This window comes from Kribbella sp. NPDC055071 (assembly GCF_053608045.1).
On record NZ_JBSGUS010000010.1, the window covers coordinates 216,227 to 233,817 of the forward strand.

The following is a 17,591-nucleotide window of genomic DNA, read 5'->3' on the forward strand; positions in this document are numbered from 1 at the left end:
ACCCGCCGGGAACCGGCCGAACCGCTCCCCGCGCCTCAGCCAACCCCCGCCACCGATCCCGGCCTGGACTCTGCTCCAGCTCGTTCCTTCCCGCGGGTCCTGCCGCAGGCGGGACACGCGGGGTGCGGTGGAAGTCACGCCTTGAAGACCTTTGAGGCGGCGGCTTGCCAGTCCTTGAGGATCTGGTCGATCTGGTCCGGCTTGTCGAGGAACTTGGTGAGGGCGGCGTCGGCGGTGGGCTGAAGCGCGTCGCTGGAGTCGCGGTTGAAGAACTGCGTCAGCTCCGCCGCGCTCTCGATCATCGCCTTGCCCTTCTTCACCAGCGCGGTGTCCGCCGACTTCCCGTCCGGGTTCGCGGGAATCGCCGTACCGGAAGAGCTCGCGACGTAGAGCTCCTGCGCCTCCGGCGTCGCCAGCCACGTCATGAACTTCTTGACACCCTCAGGATCCTTCGCCTTCTTCGACGCGAAGTACCCGTCCGTCGGCGCCTCCTCGGCAACCGGTACGGCGGGATCGATGATCGGGAACTGGAAGAAGTCGATGTCGTCCAGCGCATCCTTGGGCGCCGAATCCGCGAAGAACGTCCCGATCAGGAACATCCCGGTCTTCCCACCCAGCAGCGCCGACGTCGCCTCCTGGAACGGGAACGACTTGCCCTTCGGGTCGAAGTACGGCAGCGCCTCACGCCACTTGGTGAAGACCGCCTTCACCTTCGGATCGGTGAAGTCCCCCTGCCCGGCCAGCAATTGCCGATGGAACGGCGCACCGTTGATCCGGATGTTCAGGTAGTCGAACCACGCCGACGCGACCCACGGAGTGTCGCCGAGACCGATCCCGATCGGCGGCACGCCCTTGCCCTGGATCGTCTTGCACACCGCGATGAACTCGTCCCACGTCTTCGGCGGGGTCACGCCCCACTTCGCGAAGTTCGACTTGCGGTAGAACATGCCCCACCAGTAGTAGCTGGTCGGCACGAAGATCTTCTGCCCGGCGCTGCTGGTCGACAGTGTCTGCATCGACTTCGGGTAGTTCGTCATGCTGTCCCACACGCTCGAGACATCGAGCAGCAGGTCCTTCTTCGCGTACGAGTCCGCGACCGAGCCGGCGTACCAGGTGTAGACGTCCGGCGGGTTCGCCGAGGTCAGGTACGTCGGAAGCTGGGTCCGGAAGATCTCCGCCGCGACCGTGTTCAACTTGACCTGGGATCCACCGGTCTTGTTGTACGCGGCAACGAGATTCTCCATCGCGGCCTTCGCCTGTTCACTGGAGAGGTTCGACTGCAGCGAGAGCTCACCAGTGGCCGCGCTACCACCTCCGGCTGTGCCTGCTCCTGGGCTCTTGGTCGAGGTCGCACACCCGGGCACGAGGGTCGCCGCCCCGAGCAGTCCGAGCCCCTTGAGGAAAGTCCGTCGATCTGCTGCCAGACCCGTCATGCCCAACTCCTGAGATCGCCTCGCCCGCATGGTGTCCTGCCATGCCAGTCGAGTGAGTGGTCCTTGTTGCCGACGATCTTGCGGCGGTCCGCCGCAAGTGTCAATATTAATTCGTAAATTACGAGCAAATCGCTTGACGTGACACCGCCGTCACGGTCAACTGGTGCCTCGTTCATCGTTGGAACGAGCCTGCCTGCGTGGTTGGGTAGGGCAGGGTCGAAGGAGGCGCGGGTGCGGCTGGCTGGGCGGGTGATCGTGGTGACCGGGGCCGCGTCGGGGATCGGTGCTGCCTGTGTCCAGCGCTGCCTCGACGAAGGCGCGTCGGTGGTGCAGGTGGACATCCATCCGTGTCCCGAGCAGCCCGGCCGAACCATCGCCGTGCTGGGTGATGTGTCGGCGCCGGATACCTGGGCCGAGGTGCTGTCGCGGGGCCGGGACGAGCTCGGGCCGATCGACGGATTCGTGAGCAACGCCTACATCTCCGACGTACGGCCGGCGCACGAGCTGACACCGGAGTCCTGGCGGCGCCAGCTCGACGTCAACCTGACCGCAGCCTTCCTCGGCTTCCATGCCCTGCACGACGATCTCGCCGCGCGGGAGGGATCCGTCGTACTGATCTCGTCCGTGCACGCTCTCGCCGGGATCCCCGGACACGCCGCGTACGCGGCGAGCAAGGGTGCGCTGGTCGCGCTCGCGCGCGAGCTGGGCGTCGAGTACGGCGGTTCGATCCGGGTCAACTCGGTGCTTCCGGGCCCGATCCAGACCGCCGCCTGGGATCGCTACGGTCCTGAGGATCTCGAGCGCAGCGCGCGGGCGACCGCGATCGGCCGGCTCGGGCAGCCGGACGAGGTGGCTCAGGCGGTCGCGTTCCTGTTGTCGGCGGAGGCCTCGTACGTGACCGCCGCCAGCCTGGTGGTCGACGGCGGATGGTCCGCGGCGAAGGACTCTGCATGAGGGAGAGCGGTGTGACGGGGATTCAGCGCGGTGTGACGCGGGGCCTGCACGGCCAGATCGTGGCGGTGATGGCGCAGCGCATCCTGTCCGGGCAGATCCCGGAGGGCGCGACCATCAACGTGCCGGATCTGCAGGCCGACCTCGGCGTCAGCCTGACCGCGGTTCGCGAGGCCTTGAAGGTGCTGACCGCGAAGGGGCTCGTCGACGCGCGGCAGAAGCGCGGCACGTTCGTCCGGCCCCGCTCGGACTGGAACCTGCTCGACGCGGACATGATCCGCTGGCACTTCGACGACGACGTACGCCCGGAGCTGCTCGAGGAACTGCATGAGGTCCGCGGCATCGTCGAGCCCGCCGCGGCCCGGCTCGCGGCGGTCCGGGCCTCGGACGCCCATGTGCAGGCGCTCGAGGTCGCGCTGGAGTCGATGTCGTCGGCAACCAATGATCTGGCCGCGGTCGACGCGGATCTCGCCTTCCACAAGGCGTTGCTGGCGGCAACGGGCAACGAACTGCTGACAAAGATGGAAGTGATCATGGAGACCGGCCTCGCCGATCGCGATCGGCTCGTGCACAAGGTGAAGCCGTCCGACGATCCGGTCCCGAGCCACCGGCGCGTGGTCGACGCCGTCCGCGCGCACGATCCGGAGGCGGCCGAGCTCGCGATGCGCGAGCTGCTGGCGAAGGCGGCCGAGGACCTCACCGAGGTCCGCGGATCGTCGTCCCGCCGTTCGCCTAAAGGGCGGCGGAAGTGAAGATCGAGCGGATCGAGACGTTCCTGGTCCCGCCGCGGTGGCTGTTCTGCCGGATCGAGACGAGCGACGGCGTCGTCGGCTGGGGTGAGCCCGTGGTCGAGGGTCGCGCCGAGGTCGTCCGGGCCGCCATCGACGTGCTCTCCGAGTACCTCATCGGCCAGGACCCGCTACAGATCGAGCGGCACTGGCAGGTGCTCACCAAGGGCGGCTTCTACCGTGGCGGTCCGGTGCTGAGCAGCGCGGTCGCCGGGCTCGACCATGCGCTGTGGGACATCGCCGGCAAGGTGTACGGCGCTCCGGTGTCGTCGCTGCTGGGTGGCCGGGTCCGCGATCGCGTTCGGGTGTACGCGTGGGTCGGCGGCGACGAGCCGTCCGAGATCGCGGACTCGGTGGCCGAGCAGGTCGAGGCCGGGATGACCGCGGTGAAGATGAACGGCAGTGGCCGGATCCAGACCTCGCCATCGGTTGCCGAGATCAACGACATCGTCGCCCGGCTGGGTGCCGCGCGATCTGTCCTGGGCGACTCGCGGGACGTCGCCATCGATCTGCACGGCCGGGTTGGGGTCGCGGGTGCGCGGCGGATCTTGCATGCGGTCGAGGAGCTGCAACCGTTGTTCGTCGAGGAGCCGGTGTTGCCGGAGCACATGGCGCATCTGGCCGATGTTGTTGCCACATCGACCGTTCCGGTTGCCTTGGGTGAGCGGCTTTATCACCGAGCGGAGTTCGTGAGCCCGCTGAGCGCGGGTGTCGCCGTCGTACAGCCTGATGTGTCCCACGCCGGCGGGATCTCCGAGCTGCGGCGGATCGCCGTACTCGCCGACACACATGGCGCGATGCTGGCGCCGCATTGCCCGCTCGGCCCGATCTCTTTGGCCGCGAGTCTGCAAGTGTCGTTCGCGACGCCGAATTTCCTCATCCAGGAGCAGAGCCGCGGGATCCACTACAACCTGGCGAGCGACTTGACGTCGTACGTGACCGATCCGACTCCGTTCACCTGGGTCAACGGGCACGCCGAATGGAATCCCCTGCCAGGCTTGGGAATCACGGTCGACGAGGACGCCGTCCGCGCCGCCGACAAGACCGGCCACGCCTGGCGGAACCCGGTGTGGACCCACGAAGACGGCTCCTTCGCCGAATGGTGACCTCGGCAGCCGGCCGCCAGGTCGCGATCGACCCCGCCGACGGCGGCCGCTGGACATCGCTGTGGTTGGCCGGCCGCGAATGGCTCTGGGCCGGACCTGGTCTGCTCACCGGTCCACGCACCGGCGACTCGGCGTTCACCGATGCCGGCGGGTTGGACGAGTGCTTCCCGACGGTCCGCGGTACGCCGGATCACGGCGGGCTGTGGAATCAGCCGTGGGACAGTTCGGTCGAGTACGACGGCGCCGTGCTGACCCGCGCTTTCACCGCCGGGGATGACACTCTGGTCGTCGATTACCACTTGGAGGCAAAGCCGGGATTCCGGTTCATCTGGGCGTCCCACGCATTGCTCGACTGTGCTGTCGGAGCAGTCATCTCCGCACCGACAGGGACCGAGTGCAGGGTGTATCCGGAAGCAGCAGCTCTGCTTCCGTGGTCCTGGCCCGAGGGCGCACCCTGGGTGACAACCGGTTGGCCCACTCCGCTGGATCTGTCGGTGTACGGCGAGTCGGACGGGACCGCGGCCGGGTCGATCTTGGTGGACTGCCCAACGGTCTCGGTGCATGATCGCACTGCTGAGCTGACGATGACGTTGAGTTGCCCTGGGCAACCAGTGTCCACCGCGTTGTGGCGGAATCAGGGCGGCTTTCCGGACGAGACGCCGTACCGGAGTCTTGGGGTCGAGCCGATGCTCGGGCGGGTGTTCGACCTCGCGGAGGCTGGTCCTGATGATGCTGCCGTCGTGCCCGCGAGTGGTGAACTGGCCTGGCGGCTGTCCATCTCCGCCAGGCCAGTGTGATGTCAGCCGAGCGGCAGATCGAGGACGACGTTCGGCACGGCTGTGCTGTTGGTGGTGCGGATGCTGTTGAGCTCGGTCGAGGTGAGGGCGCGCTTGTACAGGCGGACCTCGTCCAGCGAGCCGTCGAAGTGATGCGCGCCGTCGAGCCGTTGGCCGACGTACATCGTGAAGGGGCGACCCGGGCTCACGGATCCGGCCGGTGCGGTGACACTGGCGGCTTGGACGCCGTCGACCCAGATCGAGAGGGTTCCGGTTTTGCGTTGCAGGGCAACGTGATGCCACGCGTTGTCGTTGTAGGACTTGGTGGTCTGGACGGCCGCGGTGTTGCCGCCGGTGGTGATCAGTCCGCGGATCCGATTGTCGGCGGGCTCGGCGCGCAGCCAGAACTGCGAGAATTCGTTGATGTTGTACCCCCAGAAGATCGCCTGGGGTGTCGTGCTCGCGCCGTACTTGATCCAGGCCATCGCGGTGAAGTCACCCGCTCCGACCGCGAGCGATTCGGCGTACGGCAACTGGATCGCGTCGTCGACGCCGTCCAGGTCGCGGGCCTGACCGAACTTGCCGGCCACCGACGTCGTACCGCCGCGGAGGTAGCTGTTGTTGCCGAGGCCGGAGACGTCGGGAGTGGTTGGGCCGAGCGGCGCGTCCGGATGACCGATGTCGGTCTCGGTGAAGCGGGCGAACCGGATCTGGTCGCGGGCGTCGACCGAACCGCCTTCGTACAGCAGGCCGATCTCGCCGGTGTCGAGGATCGCCAGGTCGGAGTACCCGGACCAGTCGCTGGTGATTCTGGTGCCCTGGGCAACTGTCTGCCAGGTCTTGCCTTCGTCGAAGCTGGACCGGATCGTCAGGTATCGGCGCCGTTCCGGATCGGCCGGGGCGGCGAACAGGATCCGGTTGTACTTGTCGCCCTGGTCGACGGCACGCAAGCGCTGCAGCGAGCCTTGCACGGTCGGCGTCGTCAGTCCGGCGACGGTCGCGAAGGGCGCCGCGTACGTCTCGCCGCCATCGTTGCTGACCGCGGCCATCCGGCTGGCGCCGGCGCCACCGGCATTGTTGCGGGCACCGGCATAGATGCCGCCGTCAACCTTCTCGACGACGCTGATCTCCTGCGGGGTGGCGTCCGACCTGAGGTCCGTCGCACCCTTGTGCCACGTGACTCCATGGTCATCGCTGTAGACAAGCTGGGCACCGTTCTGAGCGCCGGAGCCGTAGTTGGTCCCGGCGACCAGCCGACCGGCGTGTGCGCCGCGGGTCAGTTGGATGCCGTGCACGGGACCGGTCGCGTACCAGCCCCAGGACGGATCGTCGATCTGGCTGCCGAGGTTCTTGGCCTTGCTCCAGGTCTTGCCGTCGTCGTCACTGAATTGCACGTACGGCGTCCTCGGGGTGCTCGACGTCCCCGGGTCCATGGTGGTCAACAGGACGATTCGCCCGGTCTGAGCGTCAACGATCGGAGTGGGATTACCGCGGGTCGCGACCGCATTCGGGTCGCTGTCGGTTCCGGAGAGAACTGTCGTGGCGGCCGACCAGGTGCGGCCGTCATCCTCGGAGCGACGCAGTACGAGGTCGATCTCCTGAGAGTCCGCGCACCACGTGCGGCGCGCTTCGGCAAAGGCGAGCAGGGTGCCTGCTGTGGTCCTCACGATGGCCGGGATGCGGTAGCAGCCGTAGCCGGCGTCACCCTTGTCGAAGAGCACTGTTTGGGTGACCGCGGCTTGGGCGGGTGTGGGCGGGATGCTCAGCCCGGCCGTTGCTGCAGCCAGGGTGAACGCGAGGAGGAGGGGAAGGCGTTTGGGCATGGGCGGATGCCTCCAGACAACTGGTAAGTAAACAACGGGGCGGTTGCTTACTTTGTTATTTAGCCACACATTCGGCGTCTCGACCAGAGCTCATCGGACGTCCTATGTCTAGATCGATCCACTAGGTTGAGACCTGAGGAGGAACTCATGGATCTGCTTGCCGAACTGCGGCACCGCAAGGTGCTCGCCATCATCCGCGCCGACGGACCGGACCGTGCCCTCGAGTGCATCCGCACGCTGGTGGACGCCGGGATCACGGCGCTCGAGGTGTCGCTGACGACACCGGGCGGCGTCGACGCGATCGCCAAGGCGCGCGCCGAGTACGACCCGAGCATCCTGATCGGCGCGGGCACCGTCATCACCCCGGCCCAGGCCGACGAGGTCGCCGCCGCCCGCGCCGGCTTCATCGTCACCCCCGCCATCACCGACGGCGCCCGCCGCAGCGTCCAACTAGGCCTACCACTCCTCTGCGGAGCCCTCACCCCCACCGAGGTCGTAGGTGCCCTGGCCCTAGGCGCCACCGCAGTGAAAATCTTCCCCGCCAAGGTCTACGGCCCCAGCTACTTCCGCGAACTCCGCGCCCCCTTCCCCGACGCCCCCCTCATCGCCGTCGGCGGCGTGGACGCCACCACCGCCCCCGAATACCTAGCCGCCGGCGCCGCCGCAGTAGGCGTCGGCTCCCCCCTCCTAGGCAACGCCGGCACCGGCGGCCCCCTCAAAGCCCTAACCACCAGAGCCACCAATTTCCGCACAGCCCTAGGCATCTAACAACCGCAGGTACCTCCGCCACGCACTGCTGGATCGGCCAAACGCCCAACAGTCTTTCCGGCCGGCGCGGCCTCGGCCCGGACAACCCGACCGGCCGCATCCAGGACGGCCGAACCCGGCACCACCCACAGAACTCCCGGAGTACGTGATGAGTGATTTGTTGACGGTTGGCGAGACTATGGTTTCGGTGCGGACGGGGCGGCCGATGCGTCTTGGTGGGGAGGCTCATCTGTCGATCGCTGGATCGGAGAGCAACGTGGCGATCGGGGTGGCGCGGCTCGGGCATGACGCCGCCTGGTTAGGTGCCGTGGGCAACGATGAGCCCGGCCGTCTGATCCAGCGGACCCTACGGGCCGAGAACGTCGACACCACCTGGATGCGATTCTCGGACGACTCGTTCACCGGATTCATCGCGTTCGACCAGCCGTCGCACGACATCACCCGCGTCAGCTACCACCGTCGCGGCTCCGCCGGCTCAACCCTCACCGCCGACGAAACCACCGCCGCACTCGACGCAACCCAACCACGCCTGCTCCACGTCACGGGCATTACGCCGGCCTTGTCGGACACCGCGCGCGCCGCGACGGTTGCCGCCGTACGCAAAGCCTCTGCGGCAGGCGTCCACGTCTCACTCGACGTCAACTACCGCGCGCGCCTCTGGTCTCGCGCCGCCGCTGCGGCGGCTCTCCGCGAGCTCCTCCCCCACATCCACACCGTGTTCGCATCGGACGACGAACTCGACCTCCTCACCGACGCTCCCGACCCCGTCGCCGACCTCCTGACGAACGTCGACCACGTCATCGTCACCGCCGGCGGCAAAGGCGCGTGGGCCCACTCAGCCGACGGCACCATCCACCGCCCAGCCCTCCCAGTGACGGTCATCGACAGTATCGGCGCCGGCGACGCCTTCGTCTCCGGCTACCTCTCCGCCACCCTCGACAACCTCTCCCCCGAAGCCCGCCTCGACCGAGCCACCACCTCCGGCGCCTTCTGCGTCACAGCATTGGGCGACTGGGAGTCCCTCCCCACCCGCACCGACCTCGGCCTCCTCAACCACACCCAGGGCACGGCGCTCCGCTGACCGCCGTGCAGCACAACAGGACGTAGTCGTCTACGTATAGCTTCGGCCAAGCGCAGTTCGCCGCCAACCGACGCCCGAAGCAGCACTACTACCTGTCGACCTGCACGCGTCGACTGGCTCTTACGACAGTAACGCCGGGTCGGACTCGAGCTCCTTCTCCGGGTCCAGCGGCAGGACGATCTTGAAGACCGTCCGGCCCGGCTCCGAGTCCACCCGGAGGTCGCCGTGATGCTTCTTCACCACGATGCGCCAGGAGATGTCCAGGCCGAGACCGGTCCCTTCGCCGATCGGCTTGGTGGTGAAGAAAGGCTCGAAGATCCGCCGGCGGATCTCCTCGGGGATGCCGGGACCGGTGTCGCCGATCTCGACGACCGCGTAGGCGCCGTCCTTCCTGGTCCGGATCGTCAGCGTGCCCGAGTCACCCATCGCGCTGACCGCGTTGTCGATGATGTTGGTCCACACCTGGTTGAGCTCTGCGGCGTACGCGGGGATCGGCGGCAGCTCGGGATCGAAGTCCTTCACCACCTCGAAGCCTTGCAGCTTGCCCGACATCATCACCAGCGTGGACTTCAGCAGCTCACGCAGATCGACGGTCTGGTACGGCGCCCTGTCGATCTGGGAGTACTGCTTGGCCGCACCGACCAGCGTCGAGATGCGCGTGACCGAATCGTCGATCTCGTTCATCAAGGACTCGGTGTCGATCGTGTACATCAGCCAGCGCACCGCGCCTTCGAGGTACGTCGGACCGACCGCGTGCCGGACGTTCTCCATCCACTCGACGTCGAGCCCGGCGGCGGCCAGGACCGGGGCCACGTCCCAGCTCGCCTGGACCCCGTGGTCGTCGAGCCAGTCGGTCAGAGTGTCCTCGGCGTCGGACAACTCCATCGGCGGAATGTCCTTGTCCTTGTTCTTCTCCAACCGCTCGACCGCATCGTCCTGCAGCGCGACGATCTGGTGCAGCTTGGTCGCGTCCAGCGTGCCGTCGGCGAGCATCGCCAGCTTCGACCGCATGCCGGCGACCCGCTGCCGCAGCGTCGCCGCGGCCCGGACCGCCGCCGCGGCCGGGTTGTTCAGCTCGTGCGTCAGGCCGGCCGACAACGAGCCGAGGGCAAGCAGCCGCTCGCGCTCGCCGATGGTCTCGCTGGTACGGCGCAGGCCCATCACAAAGCCCTCGATGAGATGCACCGCCATCGGGAACCAGGTGTTCATCATCGTGGCCATCGTGTCCGCGGCGATGAGGTAGAACTCCGACGGCTGGGTCACTTGCATCGTCGCCGTGTAGGACTTGTGGTCCGAGGCGCCGAAGAAGGCGTTGAACGCCCCGGAGTAGACCCCGCGCTGGGTGGTGCGGTTGATCTCGACCAACTCACCGTGCGACAGCTTGCACAGCCGGATCCCGCCCGACAGCAGGACGTAGCAACAGGTCGCCTCGTCGCCCTCGTTGAAGACGGTCCCCTCGTTGACGGTCTCGACGCGCCCCGCCTCGGAGAGCCACTGCAACTGCTCGTCGTTCAGACTCTCGAACAGGAACAGCGTGCGCAGCTCGTCCGCGCTCAGCCGCCGCGGCTCTACTGTCTGGTTGGTCATCAGAGCATCTCCAGGTATCGGTGCACCAGTGTCACGGCCATCGCTCCGTCGCCGACCGCGGAGGCGACCCGCTTCACCGACTCCGCGCGTACGTCCCCGGCCGCGAACACGCCGGGCATGCTCGTCTCCAGGTGGTACGGCTCCCGGTCCAGGGCCCAGCCCGGCGGCTTGCCGTGCAGGTCCGGTCCCGTGAGTACGAATCCGCGCTCGTCGCGCAGCAGGTCACCCGGCAGCCAGTCCGTCCGGGGCGCCGCACCGATGAACACGAACATCCACTCCGTGTCCACCTCGCGACTCTCGCCGGTCGTGCTGTTCTGCAGGGTCACCCGCTCGAGGTGCTCCGAGCCCTTGCAGGAAACGACCTGCGTGCAGGTGTGCACTTCGATGTTGTCGACGTCGTCGATCTGATTGATCAGGTACGACGACATCGTCGCCGTGAGCGATGGTCCTCTGACCAGCATATGCACACGCTTGGCATGCCTGGAGAAGTAGACCGCAGCCTGACCCGCGGAGTTGGCGCCACCGATGATGTAGACCTCCTGACCGGCGCAGGCCGGGCCTTCGGTCGTGGCAGAGCCGTAGTAGATGCCACGCCCACACAGATCGTCCACACCGGGCGCTTCGAGAGTCCGGTACGAGACGCCGGTCGCCAGGATCACCGAGTGCGACGAGATCTCGCTACCGTCCGAGAACCTCAGCCGCTGAGCGGATCCGAGGGTGTCCAGCCCGACTACCTGGCGAGCGGTCAGGAGCTCTGCCCCGAACCGGATTGCCTGTCGCCGGGCCCGGTCCGTCAACTGTGCGCCGGACACTCCGTCAGGAAAGCCCAGGTAGTTCTCGATGCGGCTGGACTGACCGGCCTGGCCACCGGTCGCGAGCTGCTCGACCAGCACAGTCCGGAGACCCTCGCTGGCGCCGTACACCGCCGCACCGAGCCCGGCCGGGCCGCCGCCGACCACCACGAGGTCGTAGAACTCCTTGGCGGGTGACGTAGACAGTCCAACCTTGTCGGCAAGCTCTGCCTCGGACGGCGCGACCATGACGGTGCCATCCGGAGTGATGACCACCGGTAGCGTCGATCCGTCGATCTCGGCCGCCTCGAGGAGTCGCTTGCTCTCGTCGTCGTCCACACTGAGCCAGCGGTACGGCACGGCGTTGCGGGCGAGGAAGTCACGGGCCGCGAACGACGGTGCCGACCAGCGGTGGCCGATCACCCGGGTCTCGTCGGTGGACGATTCCGGGGTCTCCTTCCACAGCTCGAGCATCGCGTCGACCACCGGGTAGAGCTTCTCCTCCGGTGGGTTCCACGGCTTCAGCAGGTAGTGGTCGAGGTCGACGACGTTGATGGCCTGGATCGCGGCATCGGTGTCGGCGTACGCGGTCAGCAGGACCCGGCGGGCCAGCGGGAACAGGTCCATCGCGGCCTCGAGGAAATCGATGCCGGACATCTGGGGCATCCGGTAGTCGGCCAGCAGCAGTGCCACCGGCTCACCGCGGAGCTTCAGCTCTTTCAGAGCGTCCAACGCCTGGGCAGGGGTCTCCGCCCGGACGATGCGGTTCTCCTCGCCGTACCGGCGCCGGAGGTCACGAGCGATCGACCGAGAGACACCTGGGTCGTCGTCCACGGTGAGGATCACCGGGCGGGTTGTTGACGCTGTCATGCCTCCTTCATACCAGCGCTCGGCCACAAAACGGGATCCGTTCATCCTTGGGCCGAATCTGTGGGCCGTCCGCGGGCCCTGTGGTGCCCGCGGACGGTCCGTCAGGGAAGGGCCGCGAGGTAGGGTGCGTGGCTGTTCTGGAACTCCCAGTTGTAGTACCGGTCCCAGTTGATCGACCACGTCATCAGCCCACGGAACGCCGGGGACGTACCGCCCCGGAGGCTGTAACCACCGCAGTTCTGGCCCTTCACGAGGCAGTCCAGCGCTTGATGAACGGCTGCTGGGGCGGTGTAGCCGTTCCCCGCGCTGACCGCCGCCGGTAGCCCGAACCCGATCTGGTCGTCCCGGAGCCCCGGGAACGTCTGACCGGTGTTCGCCACCGGGAATCCGGCCTTGACCATGTCGGTCATCGCAATGTGGAAGTCTGCGCCGCCCATGGTGTGGTACTGGTTGTCCAGCCCCATCACGGGACCAGAGTTGTAGTCCTGGACGTGCAGAACCGTCAGGGCGTCCCGCATCGCGTGAATCACCGGCAGATACGACCCGGTCCGGTTGTCGCCCCCACTGGTGCCGCCGTAGAACTGGTAGCCGACCTGGACGAAGAACGTCTCCGGCGCCATCGTCAGCACGAACTTCGCGCCGTACTTCGCCTTCAGCGTCTTCAGGGCCGAAATCAGGTTCACGATCACCGGTGTGGTCGGGTTGCGGAAGTCGGAGTCACCGGCGTTCAGGTACAGCGAGTGCCCCTCGAAATCGATGTCGAGCCCGTCCAGTCCGTACCGGTCGATGATCGCGCTGACCGAGCTGACAAAGGTGTCCCTGGCCGCTGTGGTCGTGAGCTGCACCTGACCGTTCGCACCGCCGATCGAGATCAGCACCTTCTTGCCGGCGGCTTGTTTGGCCCGGATCGCCGCGATAAAGTCCGCATCGCTCTCCACGTTCGGACACTCGCTCACCGAACAACGGTTGAACCGGATGTCCCCCGAGGTGACGCTGGTCGGTTCGCCGAACGACAGGTTGATGAGGTTCCACTCGGCCGGTACGTCGGCCATCCGCACGTATCCGGATCCGTTCGCGAAACTCGCATGCAGGTAGCCGATGAGCGCGTGCTTCGGCAATCCGGTGCTCGTGCAGCCTCCCGTCGTACCGGAGGTAGACGCTGACCTGGCCGACTCACCAACGCTGTTGTACGCCGCCACCGAGTAGGTGTGACTGCTACACGCCGCGAGCCCGCTGACGGTCGCCGTCGTACCAGAGACCGTCTGTACGACGCTCGACCCCTCGTACACGCGGTAGCCGGTGACTGTGCCCGTGGAGGCCGGCCAGCTCAGCGAGATCGCGGAGTTCGTCGTACCGGAGACTGTCGGCGGACCTGGAACGCTAGGTACACCCGGTGTGCCGCCAGGCCCATCGAGACTGATGTCGTCCGCCTGGTACGCCGGTTGCCCGTACCAGCCATGTACGTAGATCTGGGCCGATGTCTGACCGGCCGCAGTGGTGAACGACAGACTCAGCTGGGTGTAGCTAGCCGCCGACGGCGTCCACGTAGACGCTCCCCCGGTGACTCCGAGGTAGACGTAAGACCCGCGCACCCACGCCGACAAGCTGTACGCGGTATTCGGCTGCACCGCGACCGTCTGACTGCACTGTGCATAGTCGGAGCTCGTCACTCCGCCGTTCAGTGCATAACTCCCGCTCCGCACCGGAGTGGTCACCACAGACCCGCCAGAGCAGGTCCATCCACTCAGCGAACCGCTCTCGAACCCAGGATTGGTCAGAACGTTCGCGGCCTGCGCCGGCACCGTCATGCCCGCGAACAGAACCCCGACGACAACAGCCAGCCACCGTGCACGCATGGAGCCTCCTCAGAAGGTCCATTGAGTAGAGACGCTCCATAACTGAAGGGTCAATGCGTCACGGCCGTCGGAAACCCGACGCTGTCCGGATCCCGACCTCAGTCGACCGGACCGCCGCCGGCGACCGGCGCGGTGACAACCTGGTTCCGCCCCGACTCCTTGGCCGCGTACGTCGCGGAATCGGCCGCCAGCAGCAGGGCGTCGAGGCTGTGGCCGACGAGTGGATACGTCGCCGTACCGATGGAGCAGGTCAGGCCGTCGATCGCGGCCGGACCGCGGAGCGTGGTGGCGCTGACGACGAGATTCGCGATCCGACGACGGATCCGCTCGGCCGTCTGCGCGGTGTCGTCGGGGCTCGTGTTCGGGAGCAGGATCGCGAACTCCTCGCCACCCAGCCGTCCGACCAGGTCGTCGGTGCGAACCTCACGCTTGAGCTCGGCGGCGATCTCCTTCAGGACTTCGTCGCCCGCGAGGTGGCCATGGGTGTCGTTGACGACCTTGAAGTGATCGAGGTCCAGGTAGAGCACACCGAGCGGAGTGTTGTTGTTCTGCGACCGTTCGAGCTCTTTGGTCGCGATCTCGTGCCAGAACACGGCATTCGCCACGCCGGTGTTCGGGTCCGTGCGTGCGGCGAACTGGAACTGTCCCACCAACAGCGCACGGTGCAGCCCGAGGACGGTCACCAACAACGCAGCAGTGAGCCACGGCTGGTAGACGAGCAGGACCGCGGTGGTCACGCCGAGCCCTACGGCGCCGGCCACGATGAACTGGTCCGACAGCTGCCCAAGAGCCTTGCGTGCGGTGGCCTCGGGGTTGGACAGCAGTACGGCGCCGACCACGAGCGCGAAGTTGATCAGCCAGTAGGCCATCGCGGCAACGGTCACCGCGACCAGCCCCACGAGCCCACCGGCGTACCCGGGATCGTTGTGCGGGTTGATCGTCCGTAGGCACATCACGGCCACCGCCGAGCCCAGGATCACGGTCGAGGCGGAGAAGATGTTGCGGTGTGGTGCGCTGCGCCGCAGCCGCGAGCCGGAGTGCACAAAGCTCAGCACGATGATCGCGATCGCCAGTGGCGCCGGCAGGATCAGGATGGCGGCGAAGATCCAGACCGTCTTCAGGTTGGCGTAGGTGGCGCCCTCGGCGGCAGACCATCTGAGTCGCTCGATCTCGCGACCGGCCTCGATGTGGATGGCCGAACCGACCGCGAGAACGGCGAAGCGGATCCAGTCGCCGCCTGCGATCTCGACTCCGACGAACGACGCACCCAGTACGGCGAGTGCGAGCACGTCGACGGCGATGACGTACCCGATCACCGTCGAAGGCGCGGACCACAGCGCCCAACGGCGAGGCGACAACGCGCTCGCGACGGTATCGGTCTCGCGACGACGCCTGCGCCGCGGCCTCCAATGGCGGATACTCAGCATTACCGTTTCCCCCAGCCCCACTTGTCCTCAACAGCCAGAGTAAACGCAGGATCACGCAATGTCACTGCGTTGGCGGGACGGTGACAGGCGAGCCGGAGTTCGGGAGGAGGTGCGTCGCGATGCGGACCAACGACTGGCCGTGATCCGGTCTCGACTCTGCGCTTCGCCTCAGCCATCAGCCCTCCCTGGTCGAACAGCACGCTCAGCGTGCTGGTACCCCCGGGCGGCGCCGATCGCGAAGGCGACGCCGAGGACGCCCGCAGCGGCCACGACCATGGCCGGCTGCCAATGGTCTGCTGCCGTCCCGGCGACCAGAATCCCCATCCCCTGAGCAACAATCAGCGCAGTGCGGGCCAGGCCGATGACCTGGCCCCGCTGCGCGTCAGGAATCTCCTGGACGAACGTGGCCTGCGCTGTGGGCAGGTACGAGGCACACGCCCCCGACAACGCCCAGAGCACGACGGTCACCCAGAGCCCGGGTTGCAGAACGCAGGCGATCAGCACCCCGCAGCTCCCGACCGCCAGCGGCCCCATCAATGCCAGGCGCCTGGCCGGCGCGATCCGGGACGCCAGCAAGATCCCCACGACCTGCCCGGCCGGATTGGCCGCGAACAAGATGCCGGCCGCGATCGGCCCGCCGCCGACCGAGGCCGCGTAGGGAGTCGCGAGGCCTTCGACCGTGATGTAGAAACCCGGCACGCAGACGAGAGCGGTCAGGTACCGCAGCCTCCGATCACCCCAGACAAGCCTGGCGCCCGCCGACAGCGAACCCCACCAGCTCGGTTTGGCCGCCGGATCATCGCCGGTGGGGACAGGGCGATCCTGCAGGCCGAACCGCAGCAGGACGGCCGAGACCGCGAACGACACCGCGTTGAGAGCCAACGCTTGACTCGAGCCGAGGAAGGCGACAATGGCGCCGCCGGTCACGAATCCGACGAGTTGTGCGGACTGGGCGGTGACAGACGACAGGCCGACAGCAGACCGGTAGGTGTCGCCGGTCATCATCGTCGCCATGAACGCCGAACGGGCCGACTGGAACGGCGCCGCGAGCAGTTGCACCACGACCAGCAGCACGCACAGGATCCAGAGCGGTGCGCCCGGAATCGCCATCCCTGCCACCAGAATCGCTCGCGCGGCATCGCAGCCGACCATGATCCGCCGACGCGGAAACCGATCGGCCAGCCCGCCGAGCAGCGGTCCACTGACGATGTCGGGCAGCAGTGTCAGCGCGTAGGTCAGTGCGGACAAACCGGCCGAGCCGGTGCGGTCGAAGACCAGCACCGACAGCGCGACCCGAGCGAGCTGGTCGCCGATCACCGATCCGACCAGCGCCGCCCAGAGCCAGCGGAACTCGACTACGGCAAAGACCTGTGCGTACGTAGCGGAACGCTCGCCTGGATCAGGCCGGCCGGGGCGGGGCATGCAGTCCAAGCTACTCACGGTCCCCAGCAGACTGCTTGCAGTGCCGGTGCGCCGTTATCCGTTCGAGGCCTGCACTAACGACTGCACGATCAGTCGGTCGATGGCGGGCCGCACCCGGCTACCGTGTGAGGCATGACTGGGATCGACTGGGGTGCGGGGCGGTATGAGTCGACCGCTGGGGATTTGCTGCCGGCAGCGCGGGAGCTGGTGGAGGCGGCGAAGATCCAGCCTGGTGAGCATGTCGTGGACGTCGGCGCCGGGACGGGGAACGTTGCGCTGGTCGCCGCGGACCTGGGCGCGCGGGTGACTGCGGTCGAGCCGGCGGCTCGGCTACGTGAGGTCATCGAGGAGGCGTCCGGTGAGCGGGATCTGACAGTGGTCGACGGGACCGCCGCGGACCTGCCGCTCGCCGACGCGTCGGCAGACGTGATCCTGTCCAACTTCGCCGTCATCTTCGCGCCGGACCCGGGCGCAGCGATCGCCGAGCTGTCGCGGGTCGCGAAGCCGCACAGCCGGATCCTGCTGACCAGTTGGCTGCCTGGCGCTCTGGACCAGGTGGTCGGCACCGTCGCCACCACGGTCCGCGAGATCACCGGGACTGTTGCGGGCATGGCGGGTCAGATCGACTGGCACGACCCCAAGGTGCTCGCTGAGCTCTTTGGTGAGCACGGCTTCGAGGTGTCCGCCGTCACCAAGGACATCATCTTTACCGCGGCCTCCCCCGACGAGTACTGGGAGACGCGTATCGCCACGCACCCGCTGGGGGTCGCAACGACTCCCCTGCTGGAGAAGGCCGGTCGACTGGACGAGGTGCGCAGCCGCGTCGTCACAGTGCTCACCGACAACTTCGGGTCCGCGACCGGCGAGGTCCGCCTTCCTGCGCAGTACCTGCTGGCCACAGCCACGCGCTGA

General features: G+C 67.3%; 14 protein-coding genes. 7 read left to right on the top strand and 7 right to left on the bottom strand.

Translation table 11 applies throughout. The annotated features are described in order from the left end of the window. Positions 1 to 134 precede the first annotated feature (134 nt). Positions 135 to 1,433 (bottom strand): ABC transporter substrate-binding protein, encoded by a 1,299-nt coding sequence (locus ACWF4Z_RS18860; protein WP_452244355.1) that lies wholly within the window; start codon positions 1,431 to 1,433, stop codon positions 135 to 137. Between the two features lie 231 nt (positions 1,434 to 1,664). On the opposite strand from ACWF4Z_RS18860, the gene ACWF4Z_RS18865 reads away from it, so the two are divergent. From ACWF4Z_RS18865 to ACWF4Z_RS18880, 4 genes are read left to right on the top strand one after another with little or no spacing between them, the layout of a single operon-like run. Beyond that, positions 1,665 to 2,387 carry an SDR family NAD(P)-dependent oxidoreductase gene (locus tag ACWF4Z_RS18865; protein ID WP_452244356.1) on the top strand — a complete coding sequence of 241 codons (723 nt, stop codon included), beginning with the start codon at positions 1,665 to 1,667 and terminating at the stop codon, positions 2,385 to 2,387. Further along, positions 2,384 to 3,136: a FadR/GntR family transcriptional regulator gene (locus ACWF4Z_RS18870; protein WP_452244357.1), complete on the top strand. Its 753-nt coding sequence runs from the start codon at positions 2,384 to 2,386 to the stop codon at positions 3,134 to 3,136. Before ACWF4Z_RS18865 ends, ACWF4Z_RS18870 begins: the two co-directional genes overlap by 4 nt. After that, positions 3,133 to 4,278, top strand: coding sequence for a galactonate dehydratase (dgoD, locus tag ACWF4Z_RS18875; protein WP_452244358.1), 1,146 nt, complete (start codon positions 3,133 to 3,135; stop codon positions 4,276 to 4,278). Before ACWF4Z_RS18870 ends, dgoD begins: the two co-directional genes overlap by 4 nt. Next, positions 4,272 to 5,075 (top strand): hypothetical protein, encoded by an 804-nt coding sequence (locus ACWF4Z_RS18880; protein ID WP_452244359.1) that lies wholly within the window; start codon positions 4,272 to 4,274, stop codon positions 5,073 to 5,075. Before dgoD ends, ACWF4Z_RS18880 begins: the two co-directional genes overlap by 7 nt. 2 nt (positions 5,076 to 5,077) lie before the next feature. Here ACWF4Z_RS18880 and ACWF4Z_RS18885 read toward each other — a convergent pair whose 3' ends face one another. Next, the gene (locus ACWF4Z_RS18885) at positions 5,078 to 6,877 is read right to left on the bottom strand and encodes an exo-alpha-sialidase (protein ID WP_452244360.1); all 1,800 of its coding nucleotides are present in this window, start codon (positions 6,875 to 6,877) and stop codon (positions 5,078 to 5,080) included. A 147-nt stretch (positions 6,878 to 7,024) separates the two neighbouring features. Here ACWF4Z_RS18885 and ACWF4Z_RS18890 point away from each other — a divergent pair, with 147 nt between their 5' ends. Both ACWF4Z_RS18890 and ACWF4Z_RS18895 read left to right on the top strand, forming a co-directional pair. After that, positions 7,025 to 7,645 (top strand): bifunctional 4-hydroxy-2-oxoglutarate aldolase/2-dehydro-3-deoxy-phosphogluconate aldolase, encoded by a 621-nt coding sequence (locus ACWF4Z_RS18890; RefSeq protein WP_452244361.1) that lies wholly within the window; start codon positions 7,025 to 7,027, stop codon positions 7,643 to 7,645. Between the two features lie 148 nt (positions 7,646 to 7,793). Then, complete coding sequence (locus ACWF4Z_RS18895; protein ID WP_452244362.1) at positions 7,794 to 8,726, top strand: sugar kinase; 933 nt, start codon at positions 7,794 to 7,796, stop codon at positions 8,724 to 8,726. Positions 8,727 to 8,846: 120 nt separating this feature from the next. Here the strand turns inward: ACWF4Z_RS18895 and ACWF4Z_RS18900 are convergent, their stop codons facing one another. The 5 genes from ACWF4Z_RS18900 to ACWF4Z_RS18920 all read right to left on the bottom strand — a co-directional run bounded on the left by ACWF4Z_RS18900 (position 8,847) and on the right by ACWF4Z_RS18920 (position 16,679). Next, positions 8,847 to 10,313 (bottom strand): ATP-binding protein, encoded by a 1,467-nt coding sequence (locus tag ACWF4Z_RS18900; protein ID WP_452244363.1) that lies wholly within the window; start codon positions 10,311 to 10,313, stop codon positions 8,847 to 8,849. Then, the gene (locus ACWF4Z_RS18905; protein ID WP_452244364.1) at positions 10,313 to 11,974 is read right to left on the bottom strand and encodes an FAD-dependent oxidoreductase; all 1,662 of its coding nucleotides are present in this window, start codon (positions 11,972 to 11,974) and stop codon (positions 10,313 to 10,315) included. The genes ACWF4Z_RS18900 and ACWF4Z_RS18905 overlap by 1 nt, the downstream gene beginning before the upstream one ends. A gap of 101 nt (positions 11,975 to 12,075) precedes the next feature. Then, on the bottom strand, positions 12,076 to 13,830 hold the full coding sequence (locus ACWF4Z_RS18910) for a chitinase (protein WP_452244365.1): 1,755 nt from the start codon (positions 13,828 to 13,830) through the stop codon (positions 12,076 to 12,078). 98 nt (positions 13,831 to 13,928) lie between these two features. Further along, positions 13,929 to 15,257, bottom strand: a complete 1,329-nt coding sequence (locus ACWF4Z_RS18915) for a diguanylate cyclase (protein ID WP_452244366.1) — start codon at positions 15,255 to 15,257, stop codon at positions 13,929 to 13,931. 168 nt (positions 15,258 to 15,425) lie between these two features. Further along, entirely contained in the window at positions 15,426 to 16,679 is a 1,254-nt protein-coding gene (locus tag ACWF4Z_RS18920; RefSeq protein ID WP_452244367.1) for an MFS transporter, read from the bottom strand. Positions 16,680 to 16,811: 132 nt separating this feature from the next. On the opposite strand from ACWF4Z_RS18920, the gene ACWF4Z_RS18925 reads away from it, so the two are divergent. Continuing rightward, positions 16,812 to 17,591 (top strand): class I SAM-dependent methyltransferase, encoded by a 780-nt coding sequence (locus tag ACWF4Z_RS18925; RefSeq protein ID WP_452244368.1) that lies wholly within the window; start codon positions 16,812 to 16,814, stop codon positions 17,589 to 17,591.

Coding starts and splice junctions, on each gene's coding strand:
- ACWF4Z_RS18860 (WP_452244355.1), bottom strand. CDS start 1,433: ATGACGGGTCTGGCAGCAGATCGACGGACTTTCCTCAAGGGGCTCGGA.
- ACWF4Z_RS18870 (WP_452244357.1), top strand. CDS start 2,384: ATGAGGGAGAGCGGTGTGACGGGGATTCAGCGCGGTGTGACGCGGGGC.
- ACWF4Z_RS18880 (WP_452244359.1), top strand. CDS start 4,272: ATGGTGACCTCGGCAGCCGGCCGCCAGGTCGCGATCGACCCCGCCGAC.
- ACWF4Z_RS18885 (WP_452244360.1), bottom strand. CDS start 6,877: ATGCCCAAACGCCTTCCCCTCCTCCTCGCGTTCACCCTGGCTGCAGCA.
- ACWF4Z_RS18890 (WP_452244361.1), top strand. CDS start 7,025: ATGGATCTGCTTGCCGAACTGCGGCACCGCAAGGTGCTCGCCATCATC.
- ACWF4Z_RS18895 (WP_452244362.1), top strand. CDS start 7,794: ATGAGTGATTTGTTGACGGTTGGCGAGACTATGGTTTCGGTGCGGACG.
- ACWF4Z_RS18900 (WP_452244363.1), bottom strand. CDS start 10,313: ATGACCAACCAGACAGTAGAGCCGCGGCGGCTGAGCGCGGACGAGCTG.
- ACWF4Z_RS18905 (WP_452244364.1), bottom strand. CDS start 11,974: ATGACAGCGTCAACAACCCGCCCGGTGATCCTCACCGTGGACGACGAC.
- ACWF4Z_RS18910 (WP_452244365.1), bottom strand. CDS start 13,830: ATGCGTGCACGGTGGCTGGCTGTTGTCGTCGGGGTTCTGTTCGCGGGC.
- ACWF4Z_RS18915 (WP_452244366.1), bottom strand. CDS start 15,257: ATGCTGAGTATCCGCCATTGGAGGCCGCGGCGCAGGCGTCGTCGCGAG.
- ACWF4Z_RS18920 (WP_452244367.1), bottom strand. CDS start 16,679: ATGCCCCGCCCCGGCCGGCCTGATCCAGGCGAGCGTTCCGCTACGTAC.
- ACWF4Z_RS18925 (WP_452244368.1), top strand. CDS start 16,812: ATGACTGGGATCGACTGGGGTGCGGGGCGGTATGAGTCGACCGCTGGG.